This is a genomic window from Burkholderia torrens (genome assembly GCF_984668525.1).
Map to the genome: position 1 here is coordinate 26,255 of NZ_OZ480211.1, position 25,012 is coordinate 51,266.

General features: G+C 64.1%; 19 protein-coding genes and 1 tRNA gene. 10 read left to right on the plus strand and 10 right to left on the minus strand.

Features of this window, described 5'->3' with window-relative positions:
• Positions 1 to 156: 156 nt before the first annotated feature.
• Together AC5LXX_RS00080 and AC5LXX_RS00085 are read left to right on the plus strand one after the other, a co-directional pair.
• The gene (locus AC5LXX_RS00080) at positions 157 to 678 is read left to right on the plus strand and encodes a sigma-70 family RNA polymerase sigma factor (protein WP_124454496.1); all 522 of its coding nucleotides are present in this window, start codon (positions 157 to 159) and stop codon (positions 676 to 678) included.
• Positions 675 to 1,433, plus strand: a complete 759-nt coding sequence (locus AC5LXX_RS00085) for an anti-sigma factor family protein (RefSeq protein ID WP_493410121.1) — start codon at positions 675 to 677, stop codon at positions 1,431 to 1,433. Before AC5LXX_RS00080 ends, AC5LXX_RS00085 begins: the two co-directional genes overlap by 4 nt.
• 817 nt (positions 1,434 to 2,250) lie before the next feature.
• On the opposite strand, the gene AC5LXX_RS00090 is transcribed toward AC5LXX_RS00085, so the two are convergent.
• The 6 genes from AC5LXX_RS00090 to AC5LXX_RS00115 all read right to left on the minus strand — a co-directional run bounded on the left by AC5LXX_RS00090 (position 2,251) and on the right by AC5LXX_RS00115 (position 12,403).
• Positions 2,251 to 2,568, minus strand: a complete 318-nt coding sequence (locus tag AC5LXX_RS00090) for a hypothetical protein (protein ID WP_493410122.1) — start codon at positions 2,566 to 2,568, stop codon at positions 2,251 to 2,253.
• 15 nt (positions 2,569 to 2,583) lie between these two features.
• Positions 2,584 to 3,483 (minus strand): Imm72 family immunity protein, encoded by a 900-nt coding sequence (locus AC5LXX_RS00095; RefSeq protein WP_493410123.1) that lies wholly within the window; start codon positions 3,481 to 3,483, stop codon positions 2,584 to 2,586.
• Between the two features lie 159 nt (positions 3,484 to 3,642).
• Positions 3,643 to 3,987, minus strand: coding sequence for a hypothetical protein (locus tag AC5LXX_RS00100; RefSeq protein WP_493410124.1), 345 nt, complete (start codon positions 3,985 to 3,987; stop codon positions 3,643 to 3,645).
• 18 nt (positions 3,988 to 4,005) lie between these two features.
• Positions 4,006 to 8,727 carry an RHS repeat-associated core domain-containing protein gene (locus AC5LXX_RS00105; protein ID WP_493410125.1) on the minus strand — a complete coding sequence of 1,574 codons (4,722 nt, stop codon included), beginning with the start codon at positions 8,725 to 8,727 and terminating at the stop codon, positions 4,006 to 4,008.
• Positions 8,728 to 8,777: 50 nt separating this feature from the next.
• A complete protein-coding gene (locus AC5LXX_RS00110; protein WP_493410126.1) occupies positions 8,778 to 11,948 on the minus strand; it encodes a type VI secretion system Vgr family protein in 3,171 nt (1,056 codons plus the stop codon).
• Positions 11,949 to 12,142: 194 nt separating this feature from the next.
• Positions 12,143 to 12,403, minus strand: a complete 261-nt coding sequence (locus AC5LXX_RS00115; RefSeq protein WP_493410127.1) for a hypothetical protein — start codon at positions 12,401 to 12,403, stop codon at positions 12,143 to 12,145.
• 587 nt (positions 12,404 to 12,990) lie between these two features.
• Here AC5LXX_RS00115 and AC5LXX_RS00120 point away from each other — a divergent pair.
• Positions 12,991 to 13,067, plus strand: a tRNA-Val gene (locus AC5LXX_RS00120).
• Between the two features lie 296 nt (positions 13,068 to 13,363).
• Complete coding sequence (locus tag AC5LXX_RS00125; RefSeq protein ID WP_493410128.1) at positions 13,364 to 13,879, plus strand: DUF2628 domain-containing protein; 516 nt, start codon at positions 13,364 to 13,366, stop codon at positions 13,877 to 13,879.
• Positions 13,880 to 13,974: 95 nt separating this feature from the next.
• Here the strand turns inward: AC5LXX_RS00125 and AC5LXX_RS00130 are convergent, their stop codons facing one another.
• Positions 13,975 to 14,856, minus strand: a complete 882-nt coding sequence (locus tag AC5LXX_RS00130; RefSeq protein WP_493410129.1) for a sigma-70 family RNA polymerase sigma factor — start codon at positions 14,854 to 14,856, stop codon at positions 13,975 to 13,977.
• Positions 14,856 to 15,332, minus strand: a complete 477-nt coding sequence (locus AC5LXX_RS00135; protein ID WP_493410130.1) for a carboxymuconolactone decarboxylase family protein — start codon at positions 15,330 to 15,332, stop codon at positions 14,856 to 14,858. The genes AC5LXX_RS00130 and AC5LXX_RS00135 overlap by 1 nt, the downstream gene beginning before the upstream one ends.
• A 323-nt stretch (positions 15,333 to 15,655) precedes the next feature.
• Here AC5LXX_RS00135 and AC5LXX_RS00140 point away from each other — a divergent pair, with 323 nt between their 5' ends.
• From AC5LXX_RS00140 to AC5LXX_RS00165, 6 genes are all read left to right on the plus strand, one after another.
• A complete protein-coding gene (locus AC5LXX_RS00140) occupies positions 15,656 to 15,898 on the plus strand; it encodes a hypothetical protein (RefSeq protein ID WP_493410131.1) in 243 nt (80 codons plus the stop codon).
• A 4-nt stretch (positions 15,899 to 15,902) separates the two neighbouring features.
• Complete coding sequence (gene egtB / locus AC5LXX_RS00145; protein WP_493410132.1) at positions 15,903 to 17,129, plus strand: ergothioneine biosynthesis protein EgtB; 1,227 nt, start codon at positions 15,903 to 15,905, stop codon at positions 17,127 to 17,129.
• Entirely contained in the window at positions 17,113 to 18,126 is a 1,014-nt protein-coding gene (gene egtD / locus AC5LXX_RS00150) for an L-histidine N(alpha)-methyltransferase (protein ID WP_493410133.1), read from the plus strand. Before egtB ends, egtD begins: the two co-directional genes overlap by 17 nt.
• A 292-nt stretch (positions 18,127 to 18,418) precedes the next feature.
• The gene (locus AC5LXX_RS00155) at positions 18,419 to 18,724 is read left to right on the plus strand and encodes a hypothetical protein (RefSeq protein ID WP_027788766.1); all 306 of its coding nucleotides are present in this window, start codon (positions 18,419 to 18,421) and stop codon (positions 18,722 to 18,724) included.
• A gap of 37 nt (positions 18,725 to 18,761) precedes the next feature.
• On the plus strand, positions 18,762 to 19,016 hold the full coding sequence (locus AC5LXX_RS00160) for a hypothetical protein (RefSeq protein WP_493410134.1): 255 nt from the start codon (positions 18,762 to 18,764) through the stop codon (positions 19,014 to 19,016).
• Positions 19,017 to 19,202: 186 nt separating this feature from the next.
• Positions 19,203 to 19,577 carry a hypothetical protein gene (locus tag AC5LXX_RS00165; protein WP_493410135.1) on the plus strand — a complete coding sequence of 125 codons (375 nt, stop codon included), beginning with the start codon at positions 19,203 to 19,205 and terminating at the stop codon, positions 19,575 to 19,577.
• Between the two features lie 184 nt (positions 19,578 to 19,761).
• Here the strand turns inward: AC5LXX_RS00165 and AC5LXX_RS00170 are convergent, their stop codons facing one another.
• A complete protein-coding gene (locus AC5LXX_RS00170) occupies positions 19,762 to 22,788 on the minus strand; it encodes a type III restriction-modification system endonuclease (protein WP_493410136.1) in 3,027 nt (1,008 codons plus the stop codon).
• Positions 22,788 to 24,806 carry a site-specific DNA-methyltransferase gene (locus AC5LXX_RS00175; RefSeq protein ID WP_493410137.1) on the minus strand — a complete coding sequence of 673 codons (2,019 nt, stop codon included), beginning with the start codon at positions 24,804 to 24,806 and terminating at the stop codon, positions 22,788 to 22,790. The genes AC5LXX_RS00170 and AC5LXX_RS00175 overlap by 1 nt, the downstream gene beginning before the upstream one ends.
• Positions 24,807 to 25,012 lie beyond the last annotated feature (206 nt).

Sequence of the window (25,012 nt, forward strand, 5' to 3'; positions counted from 1 at the left end):
ATGCGCTCCCGATCATCAGATCATTGTCGAACGCGCGTAGGACGCCGCCCGCGCCGCTTTATTCCACAGAAAATTTTTTCGTATGCTGGAGGGAATAATCTATGTCGCCCGGCGTCCTACGCGGCATCTACGACCCTTTCGGCAACCGGCCCGGCCATGCCCTCCACCGCCCTCGACGACGATGCATTGCGCGAACTCATCCCCAGGCTGCGACGCTTCGCGCTCTGGCTGGCGCGCGACGTCCACGCGGCCGACGATCTCGTCCAGTCGACGCTCGAGCGCGCACTGTCGCGCTGGACGAGCCGTCGCGACGACGCGTCGCTGCGCAGCTGGCTCTTCACGATCCTGTACCGGCAGTTTCTCGACGGGAAACGCAGCGCGAAGCGCTACAGCTGGCTGCTCGGCCGCATTCGTGACGACGACGAAGCGCACTGGCCGTCCGCCGAACGCGAATTCACGGCGCGCGCGACGCTCGAAGCGTTCGGCCGGCTCTCGGACGAACAGCGCAGCCTGCTGCTGCTCGTCGCGGTCGAGGGCTTCACCTATCAGGAAGTCGCCGACCTGCTCGAGGTGCCGATCGGCACCGTGATGTCGCGGCTCTCCCGCGCGCGCCAGGCGTTGCGCCAGCTCAGCGACGGCGAACTTCCTGCTCCTTCCTTGCGGTTGATGAAAAAATGAACACGCTTCCGAACGAACATGACCTTCAGGCTTACGTCGACGGCCAGCTCGACGACGATGCGCGCGCCGCGGTCGAGCGCTATCTCGCGCTGCATCCGGAGCGCGCGGAACAGGTGAAGCAATGGCAGCAGGACGCGCAGCGGTTGCGGGCCGCGCTGGAGAGCGTGCGGATGCCGGCCGATAACCCCGCGCTGGATCCGGCGGCGATTCGCGGCCGACGGGCCGAGCGCTCGCGGATGCGGTTCGCGATGGCGGCTTCGTTCGTGTTCTGCGTCGGGCTCGGGACGTTCGGCGGATGGCAGGCGCGCGGGTGGAACGCGGCGCCGCCGATCGCGCCGATGAGCGATGCGGTCAAGGCTTACCAGATGATGGTGGTCGATCGGACGGCCAAGGTCGATTACCGGCCGACCGGTGCGAGCGATTTGCAGGGATGGCTCACCAAAGGCGTGGGCGCATCGGCGCGGCTGCCGGATCTGAGCGCGGCGGGGTTCAGGCCGGTCGGTGGGCGGTTGTTCACGACGGACAGCGGGGCGACTGCTGCGATGGTGCTCTATGAGGATGATGCGGGACGGACGCTGAGCTTCTATCTCCGGCCGGCGGAATCGAAACATCGGCTGCTGCCGAACGGGCAACGTGTGGATGGTGCGCTGCTCGCGCGGTATGGGTCGGTGAACGGGCTCAATTATGCGGTGGTCGGGCCGGCGGGGAGTCTTGGGGAAAAGGCGGTCGTGCAGGCGCTCGATCAGCAGACTTGAGTGGTACGATGCGCGCCCGGCTGGAGGTCGGTGGTAGCCGGCAGGGCCTTATGCGGTGTGGCTCGGCGAACTTGAGTACGCTTGCGCTCATCGGTTGATTGCACAGCGTTCCGATTGGCCTTGCCGGCTGGTTTTCCACATCGGTGGAGCGTGTTCGGTACCCTCGCCTTTAGAATCACAGGGTTTCGAGTCGCTGCGGAGCAGGATGTCCACATCCATCATGGTTATGCTCCATGCGGACATTGATCGGCTCACTCACCTTGGGTCGGCACAGCGTTTCGGGTTGTTTGGGTGCGCGATATCCACAACCCGTAAGATAACGCGAACATCCGCACCGAATTCGCTTACCCTCACCCGTTGACTGCACAGGATTTCGAGTGTCTTGGCTTCTCGATATCCACAAGGCATTCAATCACGGCGGATCGCGCGAGCACTCTCCATATCACCCGCTCTATTTCGGCAAAGCCTTGTCAGACAAGGCGTTCTGGCAGATTCGCGTAGCCGAATGCAAAGTGCTCACCTGTTCGATGCACAGCGATTCGACTGGTCGGGTGTGGGGGTTATCCACATACGGGCCGCCGACAAGTGCACGAGACACGTCGCATATTCCGCATGCGTCCACGTCGTCGAGTCAGCCGTCTCCATCCAGTTGTGCGCTCGCGCATTCGGTTCGGCTCTTCACGGTCAGAATTCACCGAAATCCACGCCTGGCCGGCGATCCGGCTGCGCGCTCACCCTCTGCTTTCACAGCGTTTCGCATCGTTTTGTGCCTTGGTTATCCACATGCGAAGGCCGATCATCTCCACCGTCTCCGAAGTCACTTGGTCAAATAAGTCCCTAGAATCTCGCCCGTCTCCGGCCAAACTACGTAATGGATCGACTTCCCGAGCCGGTTTGCGTTGCCGAGCCCCCGCATGCCGGGAATCAGTTTCGCCATGAACGTAATCCCGATGACGTGATCCTCCGGCTTGGGATCGACCCTCGCTGCACCTTCGTCCTCGATGTAGATCTCGAAGTTGCGCAGGTCCTGCCCGGTCTTCGCAAAGTCTTCATAGGCGGCCTTCAGGCCGAGCAGCGTCGCGGTGTTGAGCGTGACCGAACACCGATCGGCCGTGCCGAAATTCAGCTTGCTCATGGTGTTCTCCGAATATCACCGGTCCAAGTTTGTCAGCGACGCCTGCAGCGGCTCGAGGAAATACTGCGATTCATCGGGAACGACGCCGTCCGTGTAACGCCGGTCTTCCCACAGCAATCGCCAGCACGTCGGGATGAACACTCCCGGGAAATCGTCCGTGATGTCCGGCGCACGCGTGCCCCGAATGAAATAATTGAAGCAACCACCATTACGCAAACCGGGCATGACGATCGGCACGATGCCCGGGCGCCTCGACCACTTGACGACGACAGGCTCCCAGATGCCGTCGCAAGGTACTTTCCGGCCGGTCCAGATGACCGGGCCCACCGCTTGCGGAACCACGGGCAGCGCGTCCGGAAACACCGGGTACGAAAGCCTGTAGAAGTTGCGCGCATAGGCATCCGGGGACAACAGCCATCTTGCCGAGCGCAGTTTTGCGAGGTCTCCGAAATAACCCTCCAGACCGAACGGCGCATACTCCATCTGGTATTCCGATGCGTGCAACAGTTGGGCCAGCGCGTCGATCTTCGGCGAGTACGGGGCAACCTGTCGACCGCGATCCCAGTAATTGGGATTCGGATAGAAGTAGGCCTCCAAAAGGTCATACTGCCTGGACGCGTGCTGCAGCAGCCCACCGCGCTGCCAGACGTGCCGGTTCCCTCGGGCCAGCTCGGGCAGCCCTCGATCGTAAGCAGCGAGAATCTCGGCGATGATCGGAAAGTGGGTGTCCTGGATGGGCTCCGGATCATCCGCGGGCCACGTGTTCACTGCATGCTCGTACGCGTTCGCAAATCGCGCAAACGCATCGCGCTTGCGCGTCCAGAGCGACAGGCTCGTCAGGCGTTGAAGCAGCCAGAAGATCTTGCGCCGGGTGGAATCGTCCGTCATGTCGTACTGCTCGACCGTGTCCGTCATCGCTGACCTTCGCCATTCGCCGCCGATCACTTCGATGCGGTCATCTTGGTTTCACTGAGCAGTCCTGCTCGGCAATCTTCTTGGTCCACGCAGCGCGGCACCGGCTTCGACGCGCAGCGTATTGCCGGTCATCCATCTCCCGCGATGCGCTTGCCACTCCTACCCTGCATCCTGCACGGCAATCAATTCCCTCAGGCATTCAACACACGTTGCCGTCAACAATCCGATCGCTGTTTCCATCGACTCGTCGTCGTCGAACCGATAGACGCCTCCTCCTTCATGCGTCCCACCCAATTCAAGCAGTTTCGTCTCTTCGGATTCGAGCATGTAGCCCGGAAACTCGATCTCATCGCGCACCAGCGTTAGCGGCACGACCCTGCGGCCGCCCTTCCAGTTGCCACGATCGTTGACGAGGTCGGACACGGCACGAGTCACGAGCTCGCCTCCGACATGTCCGTGATATGAACAATTCACCAGCGGCATCATTTCACCTTTGATTTCCAATCCGGTCGCCCGGATATCTCATTCCTTCTTTACCTTTGCCTTGAAACCCAGCTTTCCGAGATATCTCATCTGACCCAACGGCCCCTTCGGAACATCCGCTCCTCCAGCACGAAGCACATTCGCGACATGGTCGACACAACTGTTCGTACGCTCGTCATAGGCACCAAACGTCTTTCCAATCTGAGCCTGCTGATAGGCCAAGGCTGCCTTTGCGTCAGGCAACGGAACCTCGGCGGTATGCAGAATCGGGTCACCCGTCATATAACGTTCGCGCCTCTCGTTCACGATCTTGGTGGTTCCGGCCGCCTTGTCCGTCACCTGATGCGTGTGAACCGACATATAGCCGCTCTCCACCTCTACGGTGTAATGCCCGGTCGCCGAATCGGTGTCGTAGTGCCGGATAATCGCCTTGCCGCCGCACCCGCAACAAGGATCTTCGCTCAGCCCCAGCGGATCGACCCACGCGGTCGGCGCCAACACATAGCGATATTGATTGACGCCCCCCAACAAGCCAATGGGATCGGCACTCACATAGCGTGCTGTCGCGGCGTCGTAGTAACGGTGACGGTTATAGGCGAGCCCGGTCTCGTCATCCAGTTGCTGCCCCTGAAAACGAATCGCGTTCCGCACCGCGTGCCCGGATGCGCGCGAGACGCGTGAAACAATTTCCTTCGCTTCACCCCACGCCTTGTAAGTCGCTTCCCACACAACCTCACCGAGTTCGTCGGTCAGCATCAATGGCGTGCCGACTTGATCGCAGTGGTAGTAATACAGGTGAGCGTCCGCCTCTGAGACCGGAATCCGCTGCAATGGATCGTCTTCGGACGCATAACGTGCCGAACCATCACGCGTCGGAGTCGGGATCCCGCCGACAGGTACGCTGACGTATTGTGCAAGCGGCACAAAGGAATTCGCTTCGTACACGTAGTGCGTACTGCGCTCGCGATCGCTCTCATAAGCGAGCCGGTTGCCGTCCCAGCCGAATATCGTCGCGATCCCGTCGACCTCCTTCGCGATTCGTCTCCCCGCGGCATCGTAGAAATACCGCGCATCGGTCTGGCGCGCCGGCGATTCGATTCGTGCACGAACCAATCGATTGAACGCATCCCACTCAAAGCGTTGCACGCTTTCCGGTGTACGTTTCTCGGTGACGTTCCCTTGCGGGTCGTAACTGAAGCGCGAACCGGCATATTCGCTAAGCAGGTTGCCGAGCACTTTCGGCACCCCAGGAGGCAGCGTGCTGACCGATCGAACCGGGCTCGGCGCCGCTGACGTGCGCGCATGTTCCGGGCTACCGGCATCGACAAGGTTGCCGGCAGGGTCGAAGGCAAAACGCTCGGCACTGCCGTGCCCGGTCGCTTCGATCAACCGCCCGACCGGATCGTAACGATAGTCGAACAACCCTCGCCGGCTGTCCTCGATATGGGTGATCTGGCTCGCGGCGTCGTAGCGGTAATGCCGGGCCATCAACGGCGCGGGGGCCTTCTCGCGGTGGAGCGTCCAGTTCAGCAAGCGGCCGGCCGGGTCATATTCGGTCCGCTGTTCGAGCTTGCTCGCGTAGGTTCGTTGAACTTCGCGATACAAATCATCGCGTTCAAAATTCACGCGCGCTTCGTTGTCGAGCAACATCCCGTGGACGTGCCCTGATCCATACGTGAGCCAGTCGATCCTGTGTCCATCCGGCCGCACCGTACCGATACGCGTGCCCAGTTCGTCGTACGTGTGATGCCAGACGTAACTGCGCTGTTCGCCGAAAAGATCATATGCGTGATGCTCCCGCACCAGGTTTCCCGCGGGATCGAAGAAATGCTGGATGCGACTGCAGGCGTTTTGCGCGTCGACGAGTCGACCGAGTGCATCGTAGGCGAACCGCTCTTCGTTACCATCGCACGTCCGTCGTACCAGCCGGCCTCCGCGATCGAATTCGACGTGGGTAATCTTCCCGGCTACATCGATGGCGGATACATAGCCGGTGTCGTCACTGTAGGCATAGCGCGTTTCCGTACCGTCGAAGCCGACCGTCTCGAGCAGCCGGCCAACGGGATCGTACTTGCACTGATAGGTCGCATGATTCGAGTCGGTCAACCTCACCAGGCGCCCGAGCCTGTCGTAGCCGTAACTCAGCGTGTTCCCCAGCGCATCGGTGCGCACCGCGACGCGCCCCGCAACGTCATAGCTGTAGCGCGATGTACGCTCCATCGGGTCCGTGATCGCAAGCAGGCGTCCTTCGGCGTCGTATTGAACACGTCGAGTACCGGCTGCCGTGCGAATTGCTTCGAGCCGCCCGTTGCTGCCATATCGATACGCGGTTACCCTGCCTGACGCATCCGTCTCTTCGGTCAACCGACCCTGCACGTCATAGGCCCAGGTCGTCGTCTTGCCCGAGCAGTCCGTATGCGAGATCAACCGGCCCGCGTCGTCATACGACATGACCTTGACGCCACCCTTGGCATCGGTCACCTCTACCGGCAAGCCTTGTGCGTTGTAGCTGTATGTCGTCTTGTGTCCGAGCGGATCGGTTTCGACGGTGACGCGCCCCGCGTCGTCATATTCACGCAACCACACGGCACCCTGGGGATCGACGATTCGAACCATATGGTCCTTGTCGTCGTAGTCCATCTCGGTCACGCTTCCGTCGACACGAACATGCCGGACAAGGTTGTCGTGTTCGTTATAGGACATGCGTTCAACACCACCGTCCGGATAGGTATGCTGTACGAGATTGTGATAAGCATCCCGATACATCCATTCCTCTCGACCATCCGGATGGACGATGCGGAACGTGTAGCCATGCAGATCGTAATAATGCTTCGTTACGTTGCCGAGCGCGTCCGTCACACTGACCATGCGGAAGTCCGGATGCCATGCAAGTCGCGTGTCAAAGCTGCCGTCATCCGCATACTCGCGGACGCATTTCGATTTCGGCCCCGTACCGTCCCACTCAAGGTTCATCGCACGGTCGGTTCGATCCGTATAGCGTGTAATGAGGTGGTGACGGTACTCGTATTCGCGACGACCTCCATTCCGGTCGATCGCCACGAGGAGATCGCCGTCCGTGCCGTACGTATAGCGTGCAAGCGTATCGATACGCTTGCCATCGGCACCATGATGCGTCGCCTCGACGATCCGCCATTTTTCGTCGTAATGGAAGGCAACGATCGCGGTCGGCGCGATCAACCGCGTCAGCCGATGACGATCGTCGTAGTCGAGCGTGACCTGGTTGCCCGACTGATCCTTGACGAAGGCAAGACGAAATGCGTCGCCGCGCAATTCATAGGCCTCAAGCAGTTCATGTCCCCGCGTCAACGTGATCCACGTGTCGTCGAGTCGCAACAACGTCACGCCCTCGCTCCGGTCGACATGGGCGTCGCCAGGCATAAGCCGTGGATAGTCGATGCTGCGGCCTGTCGCGTCGTGGTACGTCAATCGATCCCGATGCGCATCGATACGCGTGGTGTATGCCGTAATCCAGCGTGCACCAAGCTCTCCGCCCGAATCATTCGCGTCGAAAAACGATCGATAAGTCCGTGTCCATGTAATGGGAAGAACACCGGGCAACGTGAAATCGTGGTGCTCGAGTCGCTCGTCGCCCAGCGCAAATCCCACCGAACGCTTCGTCGCAACCGGCGGCGAAGGTCGCGGACAGATCAGCTTGCTGTCGTTCGGCCCCGGATGTTGGGCCGGTTCCGTATGCCTGACCGTTTCCTTCTGTCCCTCACCTTCATGACGATGAACTTTCGTCGTTCCCTGTTCCTTGATGCCAGTCGAATGCACTTTCTGCTTGCGCAACGCATCGCGCTTCTTGTCGATGGCAGTCTGGATAAGGTTGATCAACCAGCCGATCTTGCCGGCATCGATGCCGCCCAGCGCGAGGATTTTCTCCTTGACCACCGGGATCATCGTGCGCAACGTCTTCGCCATGTTCAGCAGCGGCTCGCGATACTTGAGATCGAGCACTTTCGCTGCCTGCGTCCCCGTGTTGATGAGCTCTTTCGCCTCGATCTTCACGAAGTCGACGAGCAGATGACCGAGCCCGGCAAATGTCTTGCGAGCATCGTGCGCTGCGAAGCCCGACGTAACCTGGCCCGCATGTTGTCCCACCGCCCGCACATTGTGCGCGATGCTCAACGGCTTCTCGCCCGCCACCTCCTCGAACAGGCGCACGAAGCCGTCCATGAATTTCTCGATGTAATCGGCACAGGTCTTGAGCAGGTTGTTCAGCTCTTTCTTCACGCCGTCGACGAAACTCTGGATGCGGCCGGCGAACTGCTCGCTCAGACTGTCGATGAGTGCCTGCAGCAGCGCTGTCTGCATCACCTGCAACGTCGCTTCGCCCAGCGCCTTGCCGCTCTCGGCGACCTTCTGCCGAACGAGCTTCATCACCGGACGCATACCCATCCGGAATTCGCCCGTACCGGGTGGAATCGGGATGATGCCGATCAGGTCCAGACCGAGGTTCAGATAATCGAACACATCGGGATGCTTGCCGCTCTGCCCATGCTCAATCATGTCCTTGATATCGAGCACGAGATCGACGGCTGCCATGATGTTCGCCACCACCGGCAGCGCGTTGGCAACCATCTCGAGCCGTTCGATGGTGATGAAGTCGTGGCTGATGGCACGCAACCATCGGTCACACACCTTGACGCCCGCCTTGACGTCGACGGTTTCGATTTGCAGCAGCGGCGCAACGTAGACTTCCGTCGGCTTCGGGAGAATGACATTCGAAGAAGCGGTCATGACTGTTCTTTTTTCGAAAATGTGAGGACGCGTATCGCGCGAATGGATCGTCAGAGCATGCTCAGCGCGGGCACGGCGCTGCGCGCCGCTTGAGCAAGCGCGCCGACCTGTTTTGCCGCGGCGCCAAGCTGGGCCGCCTGCGACAGCGCCGTGCCGGCGCCCGATGGCAGCGCGCCGGTGAGCGCGCCCCTGGCAAGATTCATCGCCTGACCGCCCAATGCCTGAGCGATGCCGCTCTGGCCAACCTGCCCCGCCATGCCGGCCAGTTGAGTCGCCCCCGACACTGCCTGCATCGCGCCCGACGGCAACACGTTCGCGAGTGCCCCCTGCGCGAGCCCCATCGCCTGTCCGCTCAACGCCTTCCCGATACCGCCTTGCGCGGCCTGCCCCGCGATAGCCGCCAACTTCGTCGCAGCCGGTAGTGCCCCGGGCGGCAGCAGACCGCCGAGTTGAGACATCGCCGTCGCGGTCGGATCCGCTCCCTGCATTGGTTTCGCGGGCCATTGCGCCGTCTTGAATACGCTCGACGGATCGTACTGATTGCGCGGATCCTCGCCGAACTGGACCTGCACGGCGCCGGCCGGCAAGCCGCTCACGATCGTATGTCCCTTCGCATCAAGCGAGCCTTCCCGCAACACGCCGCCGCTGGCGTCCAGCACCGTGAACTTACCGCCCTTGAAACCCTCGCCGTTCGCGTACTGATGCAGCAACTCCAGTTGACCCGGCTGATCCGGCCTTGGACTCGGCAACGGATACCCCATGCTCGCCGGACCCGCGAACGTATGAGACGCCCCCTTCACGTCGATCTTTCCGGGCGCATGGACCTCGACATTGCCGTCCTTGATCCGGATGTATGCCCCGCCGCTCGTCAGCAGGATTTCCTGATCGGCCGCGATCTCGATGCGATCCGTCGCCGACACGACCTTCACCGCCTTCTGCGCGGTCACCTCGATGTTGTCCGACTGCGCCTGGATCTCCACCTTGCCCTTGCCCGCGAACAGCTTCATCCCCGCGTTCTGCACGAACAGGCTCAGCTTCTGCCCGATGCTCCCGATCAGCGACTTGCCCGCGGCCACATGCACGCTCTGCCCGCTCGCCACGTTCACGTGATCGTTCGCGACCACGTGCACCGACTGCTGCGTCGACATCCCGATCCCCGACGGGCTGCCGAACAGCATCACCGGTTCCTTGAACGCGTTCGCGTTACCCGTGCCGCCGCCTGCCGTGCGCCCGCCCGACGCGCTGCCCGACTTGCTGTCCTGCGTCGCGTCGGTGAACGAGCGCATCGTGTCCTGCGCGTCCTTCAGGCTTTCCGCCTGATGCTGCTCGCTCACGCCCGACATCGCCTCGATCAGGCTCTCGCCCGTCACGAGCTGCTGTTGCGCTTCCTTCACGTCGAGCGGCTGGCTGTTCGCCGCCTTCGGGTGCGTCGTCACGTACAGGCCCTGGCTCGCGCGCACCGCGCCGTACGCATCCGATCGCAGGTCGAACCCGCTGCCGAGATACGACCCGCGCGAATTGCCGTTCTGGTCGATGATGTAGCCGAGGTGCAGCAGGCTGTTCGCACTGCTGCTCATCAGCTGCACGCGGTTCTGCCCGGTCGCGTCGTCCATCACGAGCTGGTTGTAGCCGCCGCCCGAATATTCCTTCGACCGGTAGCCGGACAGGATCCCGTCGCTATGCCATTGCGGCTGGTTCGCGCCGTTGTACACGCGCCCGACCGCCAGCGGCCGATCGCAGTCGCCGCCCACATAATCGATCAGCACTTCCTCGCCGATACGCGGCACGTGCACGCCGCCGTAGCCGACGCCGGTATCGGACTGCACCACGCGCACCCAGCACGATGCATTCTCGTTACCCGGGTTCAGGCGGTCCCACACGAACTGCACGCGGATCCGGTTCAACTCGTCCGTATAGACTTCCTCGCCCTGCGGCCCGACGACGATCGCCGTCTCGAGATGCATCTCCGGCTTCTTATGCTCGAACGGGCTGCGATACGGCACGCTTACACGCTGCGCCTCGACTTCGACGAGATAGAAGCCGACCGAACCGTCGTCATGTGATACCTGAAGCCCAGGCGTGTTTTCGTAACGTGCTCGCGTCCGGTCGAGCGAGCGTTTCAAGCTATGCGGGAAATCCGAATCGCTACCGGCTACGGGAAGGTTGTTCTCGATCCACCACGCGACCTCGATCGCCGCAAACTCGCGCTGATCGGCGGAATCGCGATCATGCTCGGGATGGTCTGCCAGCGTGAAGCGTCGGCCGGCATCGATCGCGCGCACGCCGCCCGCGGCATGGAAGCGCTTTGCCTGCGACTCCCATCCCTCCATCTTTACCTTCGCCAGGTGATCACCACGGGCCTGATCCAGATACGTATAAGCGCCGGTGTACTCGTAGACTTCGAGTTGATCCGGCAACTCGCCCTGGCCGACCATCGTCGGCAACGACGTGCCCTTCGGGTTCGACGGCTGTGCAGGATTCTTGTAGTCGAATGTGCGCGTCGTGAGCGTCACACTCTGCAGCGTGCGCGTGCCTGACCATTGCGTGAACGCGTCCGCTTCGCCCGCCGTCCCGCCGCGGTAGAAGCGCAGGATTTCCGGCGACAGCGGCGCGAACGTCTGCAGGTTGTCGGTGATCACGAGCGTATGCGACTTGCCGTCGTCGGCCTGCTGCCATGCGCAGTAAAGCCCCTCGTCTTCCATCAACCGATGTACGAGGTTCCAGTCCGTCTCGCTCTGTCGCGTGTACGAACGGTTCGCCAAAGGCTGTGACAAGGCAAAGCGGAACCGCCCGCGCGCTTCCGGATGCATGCCAAGTACGTCGGAAATGATTTCCTCGACGTTCTTGTCGATCCAGATCTTCTCGTCTCGGCGAAACCGGAGCACGTGCATCCAGGCGCGCAACTCGAACTGATAGGTCGTCAACCCACCGTTCGCGCCAAGCCGGCGCGCTGTGTAGATGTAGCCGCTGACCGGCCGATATGCATTGTTCCCGAGCTGAATCCAAAGCGTCGCAGGCTGAGCGATCAGCTTCTTGAGCTCAAGACTGTCATTGCTCGATACGACGTCGAGCGTAAACGAATAGTCCCTGCCGATCTGCGATCGGCCGACCACGCGCTGTACGGCAAGTGTGTTGGCCCCCAGCGGGGTGTCCAACTTGAGCAAACGATCCTGCTGAAGCAAGCCGCCGCGAAGCGCGGCGCCGATGTCCGGCATGTTCATGATGCAGCCCTTTTTTTATTTCAGCACCCTCGGATGGTGTCTGTGACTCTGTCGGGCGGGATTTTACCGTTTAATCAGGACGTTATGGTTAATCGTCGGACCAAGAAAAGAAACATGACCAGAACACGCGCCACACGATCCATGATGCGGATCGCACCTGCCGTTGTCGCATCGTTCAGCGTCTTCCGCTGTAATCACCCCGCCTCCTTCGTGAGTGATCTAACGATTTCCGCGATGTCTTCGTCGGAGACCTTCCCGACACGATCGACAAACACCCCATAGTCGAGATCGAACTTCACATTGAATCGCTCGCCTTTGTAGCGGCAACACAGGACCTCGGCTTCCGGTATCGACACGCGTTGCTCGAACACGATGTCGCCCGGATGTTGCTGCATCCGATGTACGACTGTGTCGATATCGAGCGCGTCGAGCCGGGTCAACGAAGAATCGGTCATGGGCGGTGAGCTTATCCGCAGGGCCTTTGCATCCTGGATGCCCGCGATTCTACAGACATGACGGCTCACGTATCCCCCAGGCGCTTCACAGCTTCCCGATTCGTTCCTCTGTTCGCCGCACGCAGTGCATATCCTGAGCGGATCACAGTCGACGGACTGTGCTTATCCAAAGGTGTTAACAGGGTTCGTATATATACGTAGTGATAGTTAACAAGCGCTGTGCCCCACAGTGGATAACCTCTGTAACGCACTGAATTTTCAGCGCGAAGCGGGATGCATAACCATGGGTGTGGCACGTGAACAGCGCCGCGCAGCACAGAACAACTTTTCGTCGATTCACAGCGTCGCCGACATATCCTCAATCGTTCCACTGTGAATCCAGAGGCTTGCCGGATGGTTATCCAGAGGGGAATGTGGATAACACCACAGCGCATCGACACGTTTTGCTGTGATGCGAACAGGTGAAGCCAACGCTCCCGGCATCGCCACGCACCATCGATCGTCAGCGTCCACACACGACGATTCAAAAAATTTTCACGAAGGGGCTTGTGCTCCTCCAAAACCCTCTCTATAATTCGCGGCTTCTTAGGCTCGTAGCTCAGTTGGTTAGAGCACCACCTTGACATGGTGGGGGTCGTTGGTTCGAATCCAATCGAGCCTACCAACGAACAAAATGAAGGGGTCTGGCAGCACAACTTGCCTACAGGCAATGCGGCTCGCCAACATACAAACGCCACGCGGCAACATCGCGTGGCGTTTTTCTTTTCCGGTCCGAAACAACGCGTGAAGCCCCGATGCGTTGTGCGATATACGGCCCGGTATCGCATCGTCTCCGACAATCCGCTCCATCACACAACTGCCGCTGCACGGCGCGTAGAATCGTGTGCGCATCGACGCGGCTGCTCCGACCGTCGCTCGATCTTCACCGCATCAAAACAACAACGCTGAGAGCATACGATCATGTCCGAGGTCACGACCGCCGCACCGTCCGCAAGCAACGATGAAATCGCCGCTTACGTCGGCAAGAAAGCCGCCTGGTTCGAGCACAAATGGGCGATCGCCGAATCGCGCAAGAACCGGCTGTCGTGGAATTGGGCCGCGTGCTTCCTCGGCCCGGTCTGGATGGCGTACCGATGCATGTACTGGCAGGCGGCCGCCGTGCTGGGTGCCACGCTCGGCATCACGCTGGTCGAATTGCTGTTTTTCCCCACATACTTCGAATCGAGCACGGTCGACCCGGTCACCATCGGGATCGCGGTCTCGCTCGGCTGGTGCGGGAACAGCCTCTACAAGCGGCACGTCGAACGCAGGATCGAAAAACTGCGCCCGAGCGCGACGTCTCGCGAATCGCTTCTCGCGTTGCTCGAGGCGCAAGGCGGCACGAACTGGCTGGCGGCGGCCGGCTTCGCCGTCGCGACGCCGCTGCTCGGCGTACTGCTGTACATGATCGGCAACGCCGGAGGCGCGATGTACTGATCGCGGTAGACGGCAGTCGGCAAAGCAGAAAGAAGAGGGCGGACGGCGCCGTCGCCATGCATCCGCATGGCATGCAGTGCAGGCTCGCGCCACCTTCAATGCAGATGCTTCAACTTGTCAGGATTCCGCACGACATAGATCGCGACGATCTTCCCGTCGTCGATCTCGAGCGCGGTGGTCTGCAGCTCGCCATCGGCTTCCAGCGTGACGAACCCCGGCAGCCCGTTGATGAACCCGGCCCGCACGAGTTTCGACGCATGCGTCGCGAACAGCCCGGCCAGGTACTCGTGCACCTTCATCACCGGCTCGAAGCCGAACACCGGCTTGCCTGCGGCCGTGCGCTTGCCGCCGCCATCTGAATGCAGGCTCACATCCTCGGCAAGCATCGCGCCGAGCGTGCGCATGTCGCCGCTGCGCGATGCCGCGAAAAACGCCTCGGCCAATTCGATCCCGCGCTGCTTCTCGACATGAAACCGCGGCCGCGCCTCGCGCACGTGCGTACGTGCCCGCGCGGCGAGCTGCCGGCACGCGGCCGCATCGCGCTGGATCGTCGTGGCCACTTCGTCGAACTCGAGGCCGAACACGTCGTGCAGCAGGAACGCCGCACGTTCGAGCGGCGAGAGCCGTTCGAGCGCGAGCAGCAGCGGCAGCGTGACGTCCTCTTGCTCATCTTCCTCGACGACCGGCTCGGGCAGCCACGGGCCGATATAGGTCTCCCGCTGGTGCCGTGCAGACTTCAGCTGGTCGAGGCACATGCGCATCACCATGCGGCGCAGGAACGCCTCGGGCACGCGCACCTCGGTGCGATCGACATCCATCCAGCGGATGAACGCGTCCTGCACCATGTCCTCGGCATCCGCGACGGAACCGAGCATCCGGTACGCGACGCGGATCAGCATGCGACGCAGCGGGTCGAAGCTCGCCGCCGCATCGGCCCGTGCTTCGGGGCTGCCCTTGGCCGGGTCGAGGTTCGTCATCAGGCCACCATCTTCGCGGCGGCGGCTTTCGCGTCGGCCGGCTCGATCCACAGGCCGAAGCCGACGGCGAGCCGGTTCCAGCCGTTGATCACGTTGATCATCAGCGTGAGTTTCACCTGTTCCTCCTGGCTGAAGTGGTCGTTCAGCGCCGCGTAGGCCGCTTCGTGCGCCGCGTGGCCCTCCGACAGCCGTGTGAGCGCTTCGGTCCAGCCGAGCGCCGCGCGTTCGCGGTCGGTGTAGCAGGGCGCCTCGCGCCACGCGGACAGCAGGTAGATGCGCCGCTCGGTCTCGCCTTGCTCGCGCGCCTCGGCGGTGTGCATGTTAATGCAGTTCGCGCACGCGTTGATCTGCGATGCGCGGATCTTGACCAGCTCGATCAGCGTCGGCTCGAGACTGCCGGCAACGGCGACCGATACGGCCATCCAGTTCTTCATCAGCGCGGGGGCGGCGGCAAACGGATTGAGTTTCGCAGTCATGGTTCCTTCTCCTTTCGTGTGGGTTCCGGTGATATGACGAGCGAGCCCCCCGCGCGTGTGACATCGACGCAAAAAATTTTTGCGGCTGGAGAAGCAAGCAAAGAGCAGGGCGCCGAAGGTCGCGACGCCCGCATGCGGATAGCAGGCGAATCGGCTGCACGACGCCGTTCCTCCGACGAAACCGTGCACGCCCGCTACCTTTCATGCGCGCCGCGCGGCTGTCACCGGACGTCAGTAGCGCGCAGGAGCGGGCATGCGTATTGTTCTCTTCGCAGAGCCCCCGCCATGGCGGGCACGGGCCGGACGTCACGCCGGGGGCAGGCATGCTGGAAATTCTTTCATTTTTCTTTCGCGTTCGTTTCACCGGAAATCCGATTCGCGACGTTCACATTTCTGGCCCATACTGTTCTGCACGGGCAGATGAAGTGACGCCGCACCTGCGGCCCGGCGCGCGCGCCGGCTGCCCGACGACGCAGCAGCAGGTCGCACGTCAGCCGCGCGCATCCGAGCGCAAGGCTTTCCCTTTTCCGGCAACGCAACGCAGCGAATCGCGACGTGGACGGTAAACCGATGAGCCTTCTTGCATCACAGCTTCAGCGCCGTTACCAGGACGTGCGCACCCATAGCGTCGCACTGACCGCGACGCTGTCCGCCGAAGACCAGGCCGTGCAGTCGATGCCCGACGCGAGTCCGACGAAATGGCACCTCGCGCATACGACCTGGTTCTTCGAAACCGTCGTGCTGATGCGCCGCGTGCCCGGCTACGCGCCGTTCGACGACGCCTTCCAGTTCCTCTTCAATTCCTATTACGAAGCGCTCGGCCCGCGCCATCCGCGGCCGCAGCGCGGGCTGCTCACGCGTCCGTCGCTCGACGAGGTGCACGCGTACCGGCAATACGTCGACGACGCGATGCTGCGCGCGCTGGCCGGCGCCGATGCGGCGCTGCTCGACGCGATCGCGCCCGAGCTCGTGCTCGGCCTGCATCACGAGCAGCAGCACCAGGAGCTGATCGTCACCGACATGCTGCACGCGTTCTCGTGCAACCCGCTGAAGCCGGCGTTCCGGCCGCGCAACGGCGCCGACGCGGAACGCGCGCTCGCCGCGGGTGACGCCGGGCCATTGCGCTGGCTGCATCAGCCGGGCGGGCTCGTCGAGATCGGCCACGATGGCGAAGCGTTCTCGTTCGACAACGAACGGCCGCGCCACACGGCGCTCGTGCGGCCGTACGAGATCGCGAGCCGCCTCGTGACGAACGCGGAATTCGCGGCGTTCGTCGCCGATGGCGGCTATGTGCGGCCCGAGTTCTGGCTGTCGGACGGCTGGGCGACGGTGCAGCGGGAAGGGTGGCAAGGGCCCGCGTACTGGATGCCCGACGACGACGACGCGGCCGGCACGCGTGTGCGGCGCACGTTCGGCCTGCACGGCGTCGAGCCGCTCGCGCCCGATGCGCCGGTGTGCCACGTGAGCTTCTACGAAGCGGCCGCGTATGCGGAATGGGCCGGCGCGCGGCTGCCGACCGAATTCGAATGGGAGACCGCGTTCCCTGCTGAAGGCATCCGGCAGATGCTCGGGCACGTCTGGCAGTGGACGCGTTCGTCCTACGAGCCGTATCCGGGCTTTCGGCCGCTCGCCGGGGTGGCCGCCGAATACAACGGCAAGTTCATGGTCGGCCAGCAGGTCCTGCGCGGCAGCAGCATCGCGACGCCGCCCGGGCACGAACGGCCGACGTACCGCAATTTCTTTCCGCCGGCGGCACGCTGGCAATTCACGGGAGTGCGACTTGCGCGAGACGTCTGAGCAGACGGCCACGAGCGGTGGCCAGCAACCCGCCCGCGATTCGCGGCCGAGCGCGTTCGCGCGCGACCTGATCGACGGACTGTCGCGCATGCCGCGCAGCATTCCGCCGAAATACTTCTACGATGCGGCCGGCTCCGAGCTGTTCGACCGCATCTGCGAACTGTCCGAGTACTACCCGACACGCACCGAGCTCGGCATCCTGCGCGATCGCGCGGCCGAGATCGTGCAGCGCGTCGGCCCGCATGCGGAACTCGTCGAATTCGGCGCCGGCTCGCTCGAGAAGATCCGCGTGCTGCTCGACGCGTTCGCGGGCAACTATGCGAACGCGCCGGCGCGCTACGTGCCGGTCGACATCTCGGCCGACTACCTGCAAGTTGCTGCCGCGCGGCTGCGGTCGGCTTATCCGTGGCTCGACGTCGCGCCGCTCGCGGCCGACTACACGAAGGCCGAGCAGATGGCCGTGCTGACCGAGACGCCGCGGCGGCGCATCGGCTTCTTTCCCGGCTCGACGATCGGCAATTTCTCGCCGGAAGAAGCCGACACGTTCCTGCACGACGCCGCACGGCTGCTGCGCGGCGGCGGCCTGCTTGTCGGCGCCGATCTCGTGAAGGACGAGCGCACGTTGCATCACGCGTACAACGATGCGCAGGGCGTGACCGCGCAGTTCAACCTGAACCTGCTGGTGCGCGCGAACGCGGAGCTCGGGGCGGATTTCGACGTCGACGCGTTCTCGCATTGCGCGTTCTACAACCGCGAGCGGCAGCGCATCGAGATGCACCTGGTCAGCGACGTCGCGCAGACGGTGCACGTGCGCGGCCACGCATTCCGCTTCGAAGCCGGCGAGCACATCCACACGGAGAACTCGCACAAGTTCACGATCGACGGCTTCCATGCGATCGCGCGCCGCGCAGGTTTCGAGCCCGATACCGTGTGGACCGACGCGGACAACCTGTTCAGCGTGCACTGGCTGCGCAGCGTCGACGATATCCGCGCGTAACGACCGCTGTTGCGAACCGTTCGCACCGCACGGTGCGGGCGGTTCACCTCCCGCGCACGCCGGCGATTGCGATCGAATCGCCCGGTTTCGCGCCGAAACGCCCGTTTTACCGGCCCGATGCACCGCTGCAACGGTGTTTCGAGTACGGTCTCTCCCTTGTCCGGCAAGGCTTTGCGAGCATCCGTAAACGTCCGTTACCTGTCTCGCATACCCGTTTCACCTGTGTCTGTGTCCGATGCCTAGACTTCGAACCGTATTCACATGAAGCACGACACGTGCAGGGAGTCGCGAGATGAGCAAGAAACTTATTCTCGGTGCAGTTCTCGGTGTAGCGGCGCTGGCAGCCTCGGGCGTCGCGTCGGCCCACGTCGACCTGTCGGTCGGCATCGGCGTGCCGGGCGTCTACGCGGCGCCCGCACCGGTCTACGTCGCGCCGCCGCCGCCCGTCATGTACGCGCCGGTCGGCTATCGCGATGACGGCTGGCGTGACGATGGCTGGCGTCGGCGCGAATGGCGCGAACACGAGTGGCGCCGCCGTGAATGGCGCGAGCACGAGTGGCGCGACCGCGGCGGCTGGCGCGGCGGACGCTGGGATTGAGCGGCCCGACTGATCACCACGAGAGGAGAGTGACAACATGATGCCCACTCGGCACATCAGGCTGTGCGCTGCCGCCACTGTCGTTGCGCTCGCAACGATCGGCAGCGCGCACGCGGCGGGCTGCATGAAGGGTGCGGTGGTCGGTGGGGTCGCCGGCCACTATGCGGGGCACCACGCGGTCGTCGGTGCGGTCGGCGGCTGTATCGTCGGCCGTCACATGGCGAAGAAGCAGGCGCAGGAGCAGGCCGCGCAGCACAAGGCCGCCGCGCAGGGCATGCAGCCGGCGCAGTAAGCACTTCATCACCGTGGCGGCGCCGAAGCGCCGCCACCGCCTGCTTCGTTCCCCGTTCATGCAGATCCGGATTGATCCGACGAATGCGCGCTGCGCGCATCGTTACGATCATTTACAACGTCGTGTGGCGCGAATTTCGCGCGTTCATAGAATGTAGTCACACGAACGCGCTCCAGGGAGCACAAGATGAAACAGCAACGATACCTGTCCGTATTGACGGCCGCGCTTCTCGCGCTCGGCTCGGTGTCCGCCTACGCGGCGGCCGGCGGCAATGGCGGTGGCAACGGCGGCGGTCATGGCGCAGGCGGCTCGGGCGGCAACGCGGGCGGCATGTCCGGCGGCCACATGAGCGGCCAGGCGCTGAGCAACTCGAACGGCATGCACGCGGGCGACCGCGACAAGGGCCTGTCGCGCGCGGCTGACCGCTCCGATACGATCGCCGATCGCGCCGGCGTGCAGCCGGGTCACGGCCACACGCAAGGGCATGCGCATGGCCACACCGCGCATGCGTCGACGTCCACGCATCGTTCGCATCACAACGCATTCGGCCGCACGCTGTAAGCACGGCGCACGCATGCGATGAAAGGGCGCTTCGGCGCCCTTTTTTCATGGCGGAAACGCAACGCCGCCGGCGCGCGGAAACGTCGTGCCGACCCGATTTGCAACCAGCCGTAACCGCGCCGCGGAGAGCCCCGGCACGATCGATCGACGCAGAAAAAAGGGCGGCTCGTCGCCGCCCTTCGTATCACCGCCCGGTGCCTGCCAGCGGCACCGCCGGCTCGAACAACGCATCGGCCTGCCTGACGCGCACGAAGCGCGCGGCGCCGTCGCCGTCCACCAGCGCACGGAAATGCGCTTCGCCGCATGCGAGCTTCGCACGCTCGTGCTCGCTCGGCACGTGGCCGTCCGCATTCGGCGTATCGACGACGAAGTACAGGCGTTCGCCGCCGTCCTGTTCCGCGAGCACGGCCCAGTCCGGGTGATAGCTGCCGAGCGGCGTCTGCACGCGGAACCACGCAGGCAGCTTCGCGTACAGCTTCACGCCGTCGTGCGCTTCGAGCGCATCGGCGAACGCGCGCTCCGCGTCCGTCTCGCACACGACCGCTTCGTGGATCGACTTCTGCGCATCGGGCCGCAGGTTGCGCAGGTAACCGGTCAGCGCTTCGCTCTCGAACGATTCGAGCGCATGCACGTGGCGCTCGCCGAGCTTGCGGTACGCGATGCCCGCGACCAGCGCGTGGCGCTTGCAGCGGTTGATCGCATCGGCCGCGACCGCGATGAACTGCTGCGGATTCACGCGGAAGTCGTCGAGCCGGCCGCTGTCGGCCAGGATCGTCGCGAGCGAGCGGCGCGTGAGTTGCGTGCGGTCCTGCAGCTCGGTGAGCAGGTCGGGCAGCGGCAGCTCACCTTCGTCGAGCAGCACCGTGCCGGCGCCGGCCACTTCGATCGCCTCGATGCCGGCCTTGCCGATGTCGATCTCGGCCTTGCGCCACTGCAGCCGCGCACGCGCGATGTCCGGTGCGTCGTGCAGCGCGGCTGTGCAGTCGCGCACGAGCTTCGCGTTGTCGAACTCGACGCTGTACACGGTGCGATGACGGATGCGATCCCACAACGCGCGGAAATCGTCGCCGAACACGACGGCCTTGCCCGACGCATCGCGCCGCAACGCGATCGCGCGGCGCTCGTCGGCGTTGCGCACCGCGAAGCGGCCCGACAGCTTGCGCAGCGTCGCGACGATCGGCGCACGCAGCATCTCGAACGCGTCAGGCAGCACCAGCGCGCTCTGGCGCAGCGCATCCTTCAGCCGGTCGAGCACCTTGCCCTGCGCGTCGACGTAGCCCTGCTCGTGCAGGTGATTCCACAGCACGCGCGACAGCTCGATGCCGAGCGCGTGCGCGGGGCCGTCGTCTTCCTGCACGGGCAGCGCCGCGAACTGGTGTTCCTCGACGATCCCGAAACGGATGCCCGTATCGGCCTCGATTTCCTTCTGCAGGTTCTCCGCGAACGACTCGTAGCGTTCGGTCGCGATCACGGTGAGCGTGTTCACGCCCGCGTCGCGCACGCGTTCGCCGTCCTGGTCGACGGCGAGACGCAGCCCGCGGCCGAGCGTCTGGCGGCGCTCGCGCTCGGTCTGGATGTCGCGCAGCGTGCAGATCTGGAATACGTTCGGGTTGTCCCAGCCTTCCTTCAGCGCCGAGTGCGAGAAGATGAACTTCAGCGGCGTGTCGAACGACAGCAGCGCTTCCTTCTCGCGCATGATCAGGCCGTACGCGCGCTCGGCGTTCTCGCGGGCCGCCGCGCTGCTTTCGCTCGTGTCGGTCCAGCCGCCCTTGCGGTCGATCGAGAAGTAGCCGTTGTGCGCTCGCCCGACTTCGAGCGCGACGTCGACGCCGTCGAACAGCGCACGGTACGCCGGCACGCGCGCCGCCCGCGCATATTCCTCTTCGAAGATCAGCGCGTAGTCGCCCTTCACGGGCATCCCGTTCTCGTCGTAGCGGCGATAGCGTTCGACCGAATCGACGAAGAACAGCGACAGCACCTTCACGCCGCGCTCGGCGAGGCGCAGTTCCTTGTCGAGATGCTCGCGGATCGTGCGGCGGATCATCTCGCGCTGCACGGCGAGCGTGTCGATGTCGCCGAACGCCTCGCCGAGCGACAGGAATGCCTCGCCTTCCGGGTGGCGCAGCTCGACGTATTCGGCGCCCTTGACCGCATGCACTTCGCCGATCCGCAGCCCCGCGTACAGCGCGCGCTTGGTCAGGCGCTCGAGATCGTCGCCGTCGGTGGCCGTCACGATCTGGCGCTTCACGCCGGCCGCCGTCGCGACGTCGAGCTCGACGCGCGCGCTGATCGCGCCGCGCCGGTTCGACACGCCGACGAGCCGCACGTACGGCTTGTTGTGCGCATCCTCGACGATCGCCGACGCGATCTCGATCTGCTTGACGAGCTTGCGCTCGTACGCGTCGACCGCGTCGAGCCGGTACACCATGTGGTGACGGTCGACGTGCGTGGCCGAATAGCGCAGCGTGCAGAGCGGCGCCATCGCGGCGAGCGCTTCGCGCCCGCGGCCCTCGAGGCCGCCGTCGACGCTCTGCGGCTCGTCGACGATCACGATCGGCCGCGTCGCGCGGATCAGGTCGATCGGCTTCTCGCCGCCGGTCTTCTCGCTGTCCTTGTAGAGGTTGTTGATTTCCTTCTTGTTGATCGCGGCAACCGTCATCACCATGATCTGGATCGCCGCGCTCGCCGCGAAGTGGCGCACCTGGCCGAGCTTCGCGGAGTCGTACAGGAAGTAGTCGTACGGCACGCCCGCGTACAGCGCGCGGAAGTGATCCTCGGTGATCGCGAGCGTCTTGTGCACGCCTTCCTTGATCGCGATCGACGGCACGACGATCACGAACTTCGTGAAGCCGTAGCGGCGGTTCAGCTCGAAGATCGTGCGCAGGTACACATAGGTCTTGCCGGTGCCGGTTTCCATCTCGACGGTGAAGTCGCGCGAGCCGGGCAGGCCGGACGGCGGCAGCCCGCCGCGCAGCTGCACGTCGGCGAGATTGCGCGCGAGCGCGTCGTCGGTCAGCGACAGCCGGTTGCCGACGCCTTGCTCCGACACCGCGAAGCCGAGCGAGCCTTGCGCGGCGGCCGTCGTGCCGGGCGCGGCGTTCGCGAGCACGCTGAAGTCGCCGCGATACGATTCCTGCCCGCGAAACAGGTCGCAGACGGCGTCGATCGCCTCGCGCTGGTAGTCGAGATCCGCTTCGAAATGCAGCCGCATCACAGGCTCCGCACGCGCTTCACGCCGTGCTGCTCGAGCAGCGCGGCGAGATTGAGCTTCGCGACGTCGTCGACGAAGCCGCTGTCGCGGAACAGGCAGGTGACGTCGCGCGACGCGCCGGTCGCGTCGAGCAGGTCGACGATGCCGTCGGCGAGCGGGCCCGCGTCGTCGCGCGAAATGCGCGCATCGAAGCACGCGACGATCGAGCGGCCGATCAGGTGCACGGTCTTGCCGGCCACCTGGTGATGCTCGACCGGCGTGCACAGGTCGAGGCCGAGCTTCAGCGTCAACTCGGCGAGCAGGTCGTCCTCGGTGCGGCCGGTCTTCACGTGCTCGACGGACGCGAACAGCGCGTGGTCGAAGTCGTCGCGGCGCGGGTCCCACTCGATCACGTTGGTCGTGTCGAGCCGGTACACGCGGAAACCGAGGTCGCCATAGCTTTCCGGATAGTCGCGTGCGACCTGCTGCGCGGCGCGGCGCAGGCGTTCCTTGGTCACTTCGGCGAGCGTCAGCGGCTTTTTCAGCTTCGCGCAGAAATCGGCGGCCGCCAGTTGCGTCTTGTCGCGGCGGTCGAGCGCCTCGGGCAGCTGCACGAGGATGTAGCGGCGCGCGCCGCCGTCGGTCGCGTTCACCTGCATCACCGCGTGGCCGGTCGAGCCGGAGCCCGCGAAGCAGTCGAGCACGATGTCGTCGCCGCGCGTGCACCAGCCGATCACGGCCGCCGCGAAGTCGACCGGCTTCGGCAGGTCGAACGGGATGCCGAGCGTCTTCAGCAGCGCGTCGTCGGAGCCGGCGAACGGCAGCACCGACGGCACGTTCTCGTACATGTTCTCGTCGAGGTAGTAGATCCGCTGCGGCTGCGTGGTTTCATCCGCGCCGAATTCGATCTGGCCGCGCTCGATCAGCGCCTGCATCGTCGCGGGCGGGTTGCGCCAGCCGCGCGCCGGCATCGCGCACGGCTTGCCGGTGACGGGGTGGATCAGCGGCGTGAAATACTCTTCCGGCGCCTTCTTCTTGTTCGGCCAGGCCATCGACACGAGGCGGTACACGCGGCCGTCTTCCGACAGCCGGTCGTACATCACCTCGCCGCCGGACAGGTTGGTCTGCGCCTTCATCCATGCGCGGTATGCCTTCTGCGCGTCCTTCGCGTTGCCGCTGCGGTACACGGCGTCGTGTGCGGCGTCGAGCATGCGCTGTGCATTACGCTTCGGGCGCTTGAGCGGCGCCTGTTCGAGCAGCGTCTCGGCGTTGCGCGCGAACATCACGAGCGATTCGTGCTGGTACGCGACGCCGCGCGCGTCGCCCTTCGGGTTGCGCTTGTCCCACACGGCCACGCCGAGCTCGTTCTCCTCGCCGAAGATCTCGCGCAGCATCAGCACGAGCGCATGCACTTCGTGCTCGTCGATGTGCACGGCGATCAGCCCTTCGTCGGACAGCAGCGCGTGAGCGAGCTTCAGGCGCGGATACATCATGTTCAGCCAGTCGGTGTGGAACCGGCCGTTCGCCTCGGTATTGGTGCTGCGCTTCACGCCACCCTGGGTCTGCCCGGTCATCGCCAGGTAGTGGCGGATGCTGTCGCTGAAGTCGTCCGGATAGACGAAATCGCTGCCGGTGTTGTACGGCGGGTCGATGTAGACGAGCTTCACCTTGCCGGCGTAACTCTTGTGCAGCAGCTTCATCACGTCGAGGTTGTCGCCCTCGATCACGAGATGGCGCGTGTCGTCCCACGCGACGCTGTCGTCGGGGCAGGGTCGCAGCGTGCCCGTCGACGGCGTGAGCGCGGCCTGGCGCGCGCTGCGCTTGCCGTGCCAGTGGAAGCCGTAGCGCTCGTCGGCGTCGCCGACCGTGCGGTCGCCGATCAGCGCCTTCAGCACGTCGACGTCGACCGACGCGCCGTTCGGGCCTTCGGTCACGAGTTCGGGGAACAGCGCCTTCAGGCGCGCGACGTTGTCGGCGGTGAAATCCGTCGACATCGCCTGCGGGCTGGCCGCATCGAGTTTCTGCATCGTCTTTTCCATCGGAGCCCGGCCGCGCGCGCCAGGACGTCGGGCGCGCTCACGGCACCGGCGGCAATGGCCGCCCGGGCAAACCCGAAACGCTAGCGAGTCGGTCGGCGCAGGTCAAGCGCCGATGTGGGCCGCGCATCCGCGTATCGGCCGCGATCGCCCGCCGGACGGGCCGCAAGCGGTTTCGGGCCGGTTGTCGCACGGGCCGGCCGGCGGCA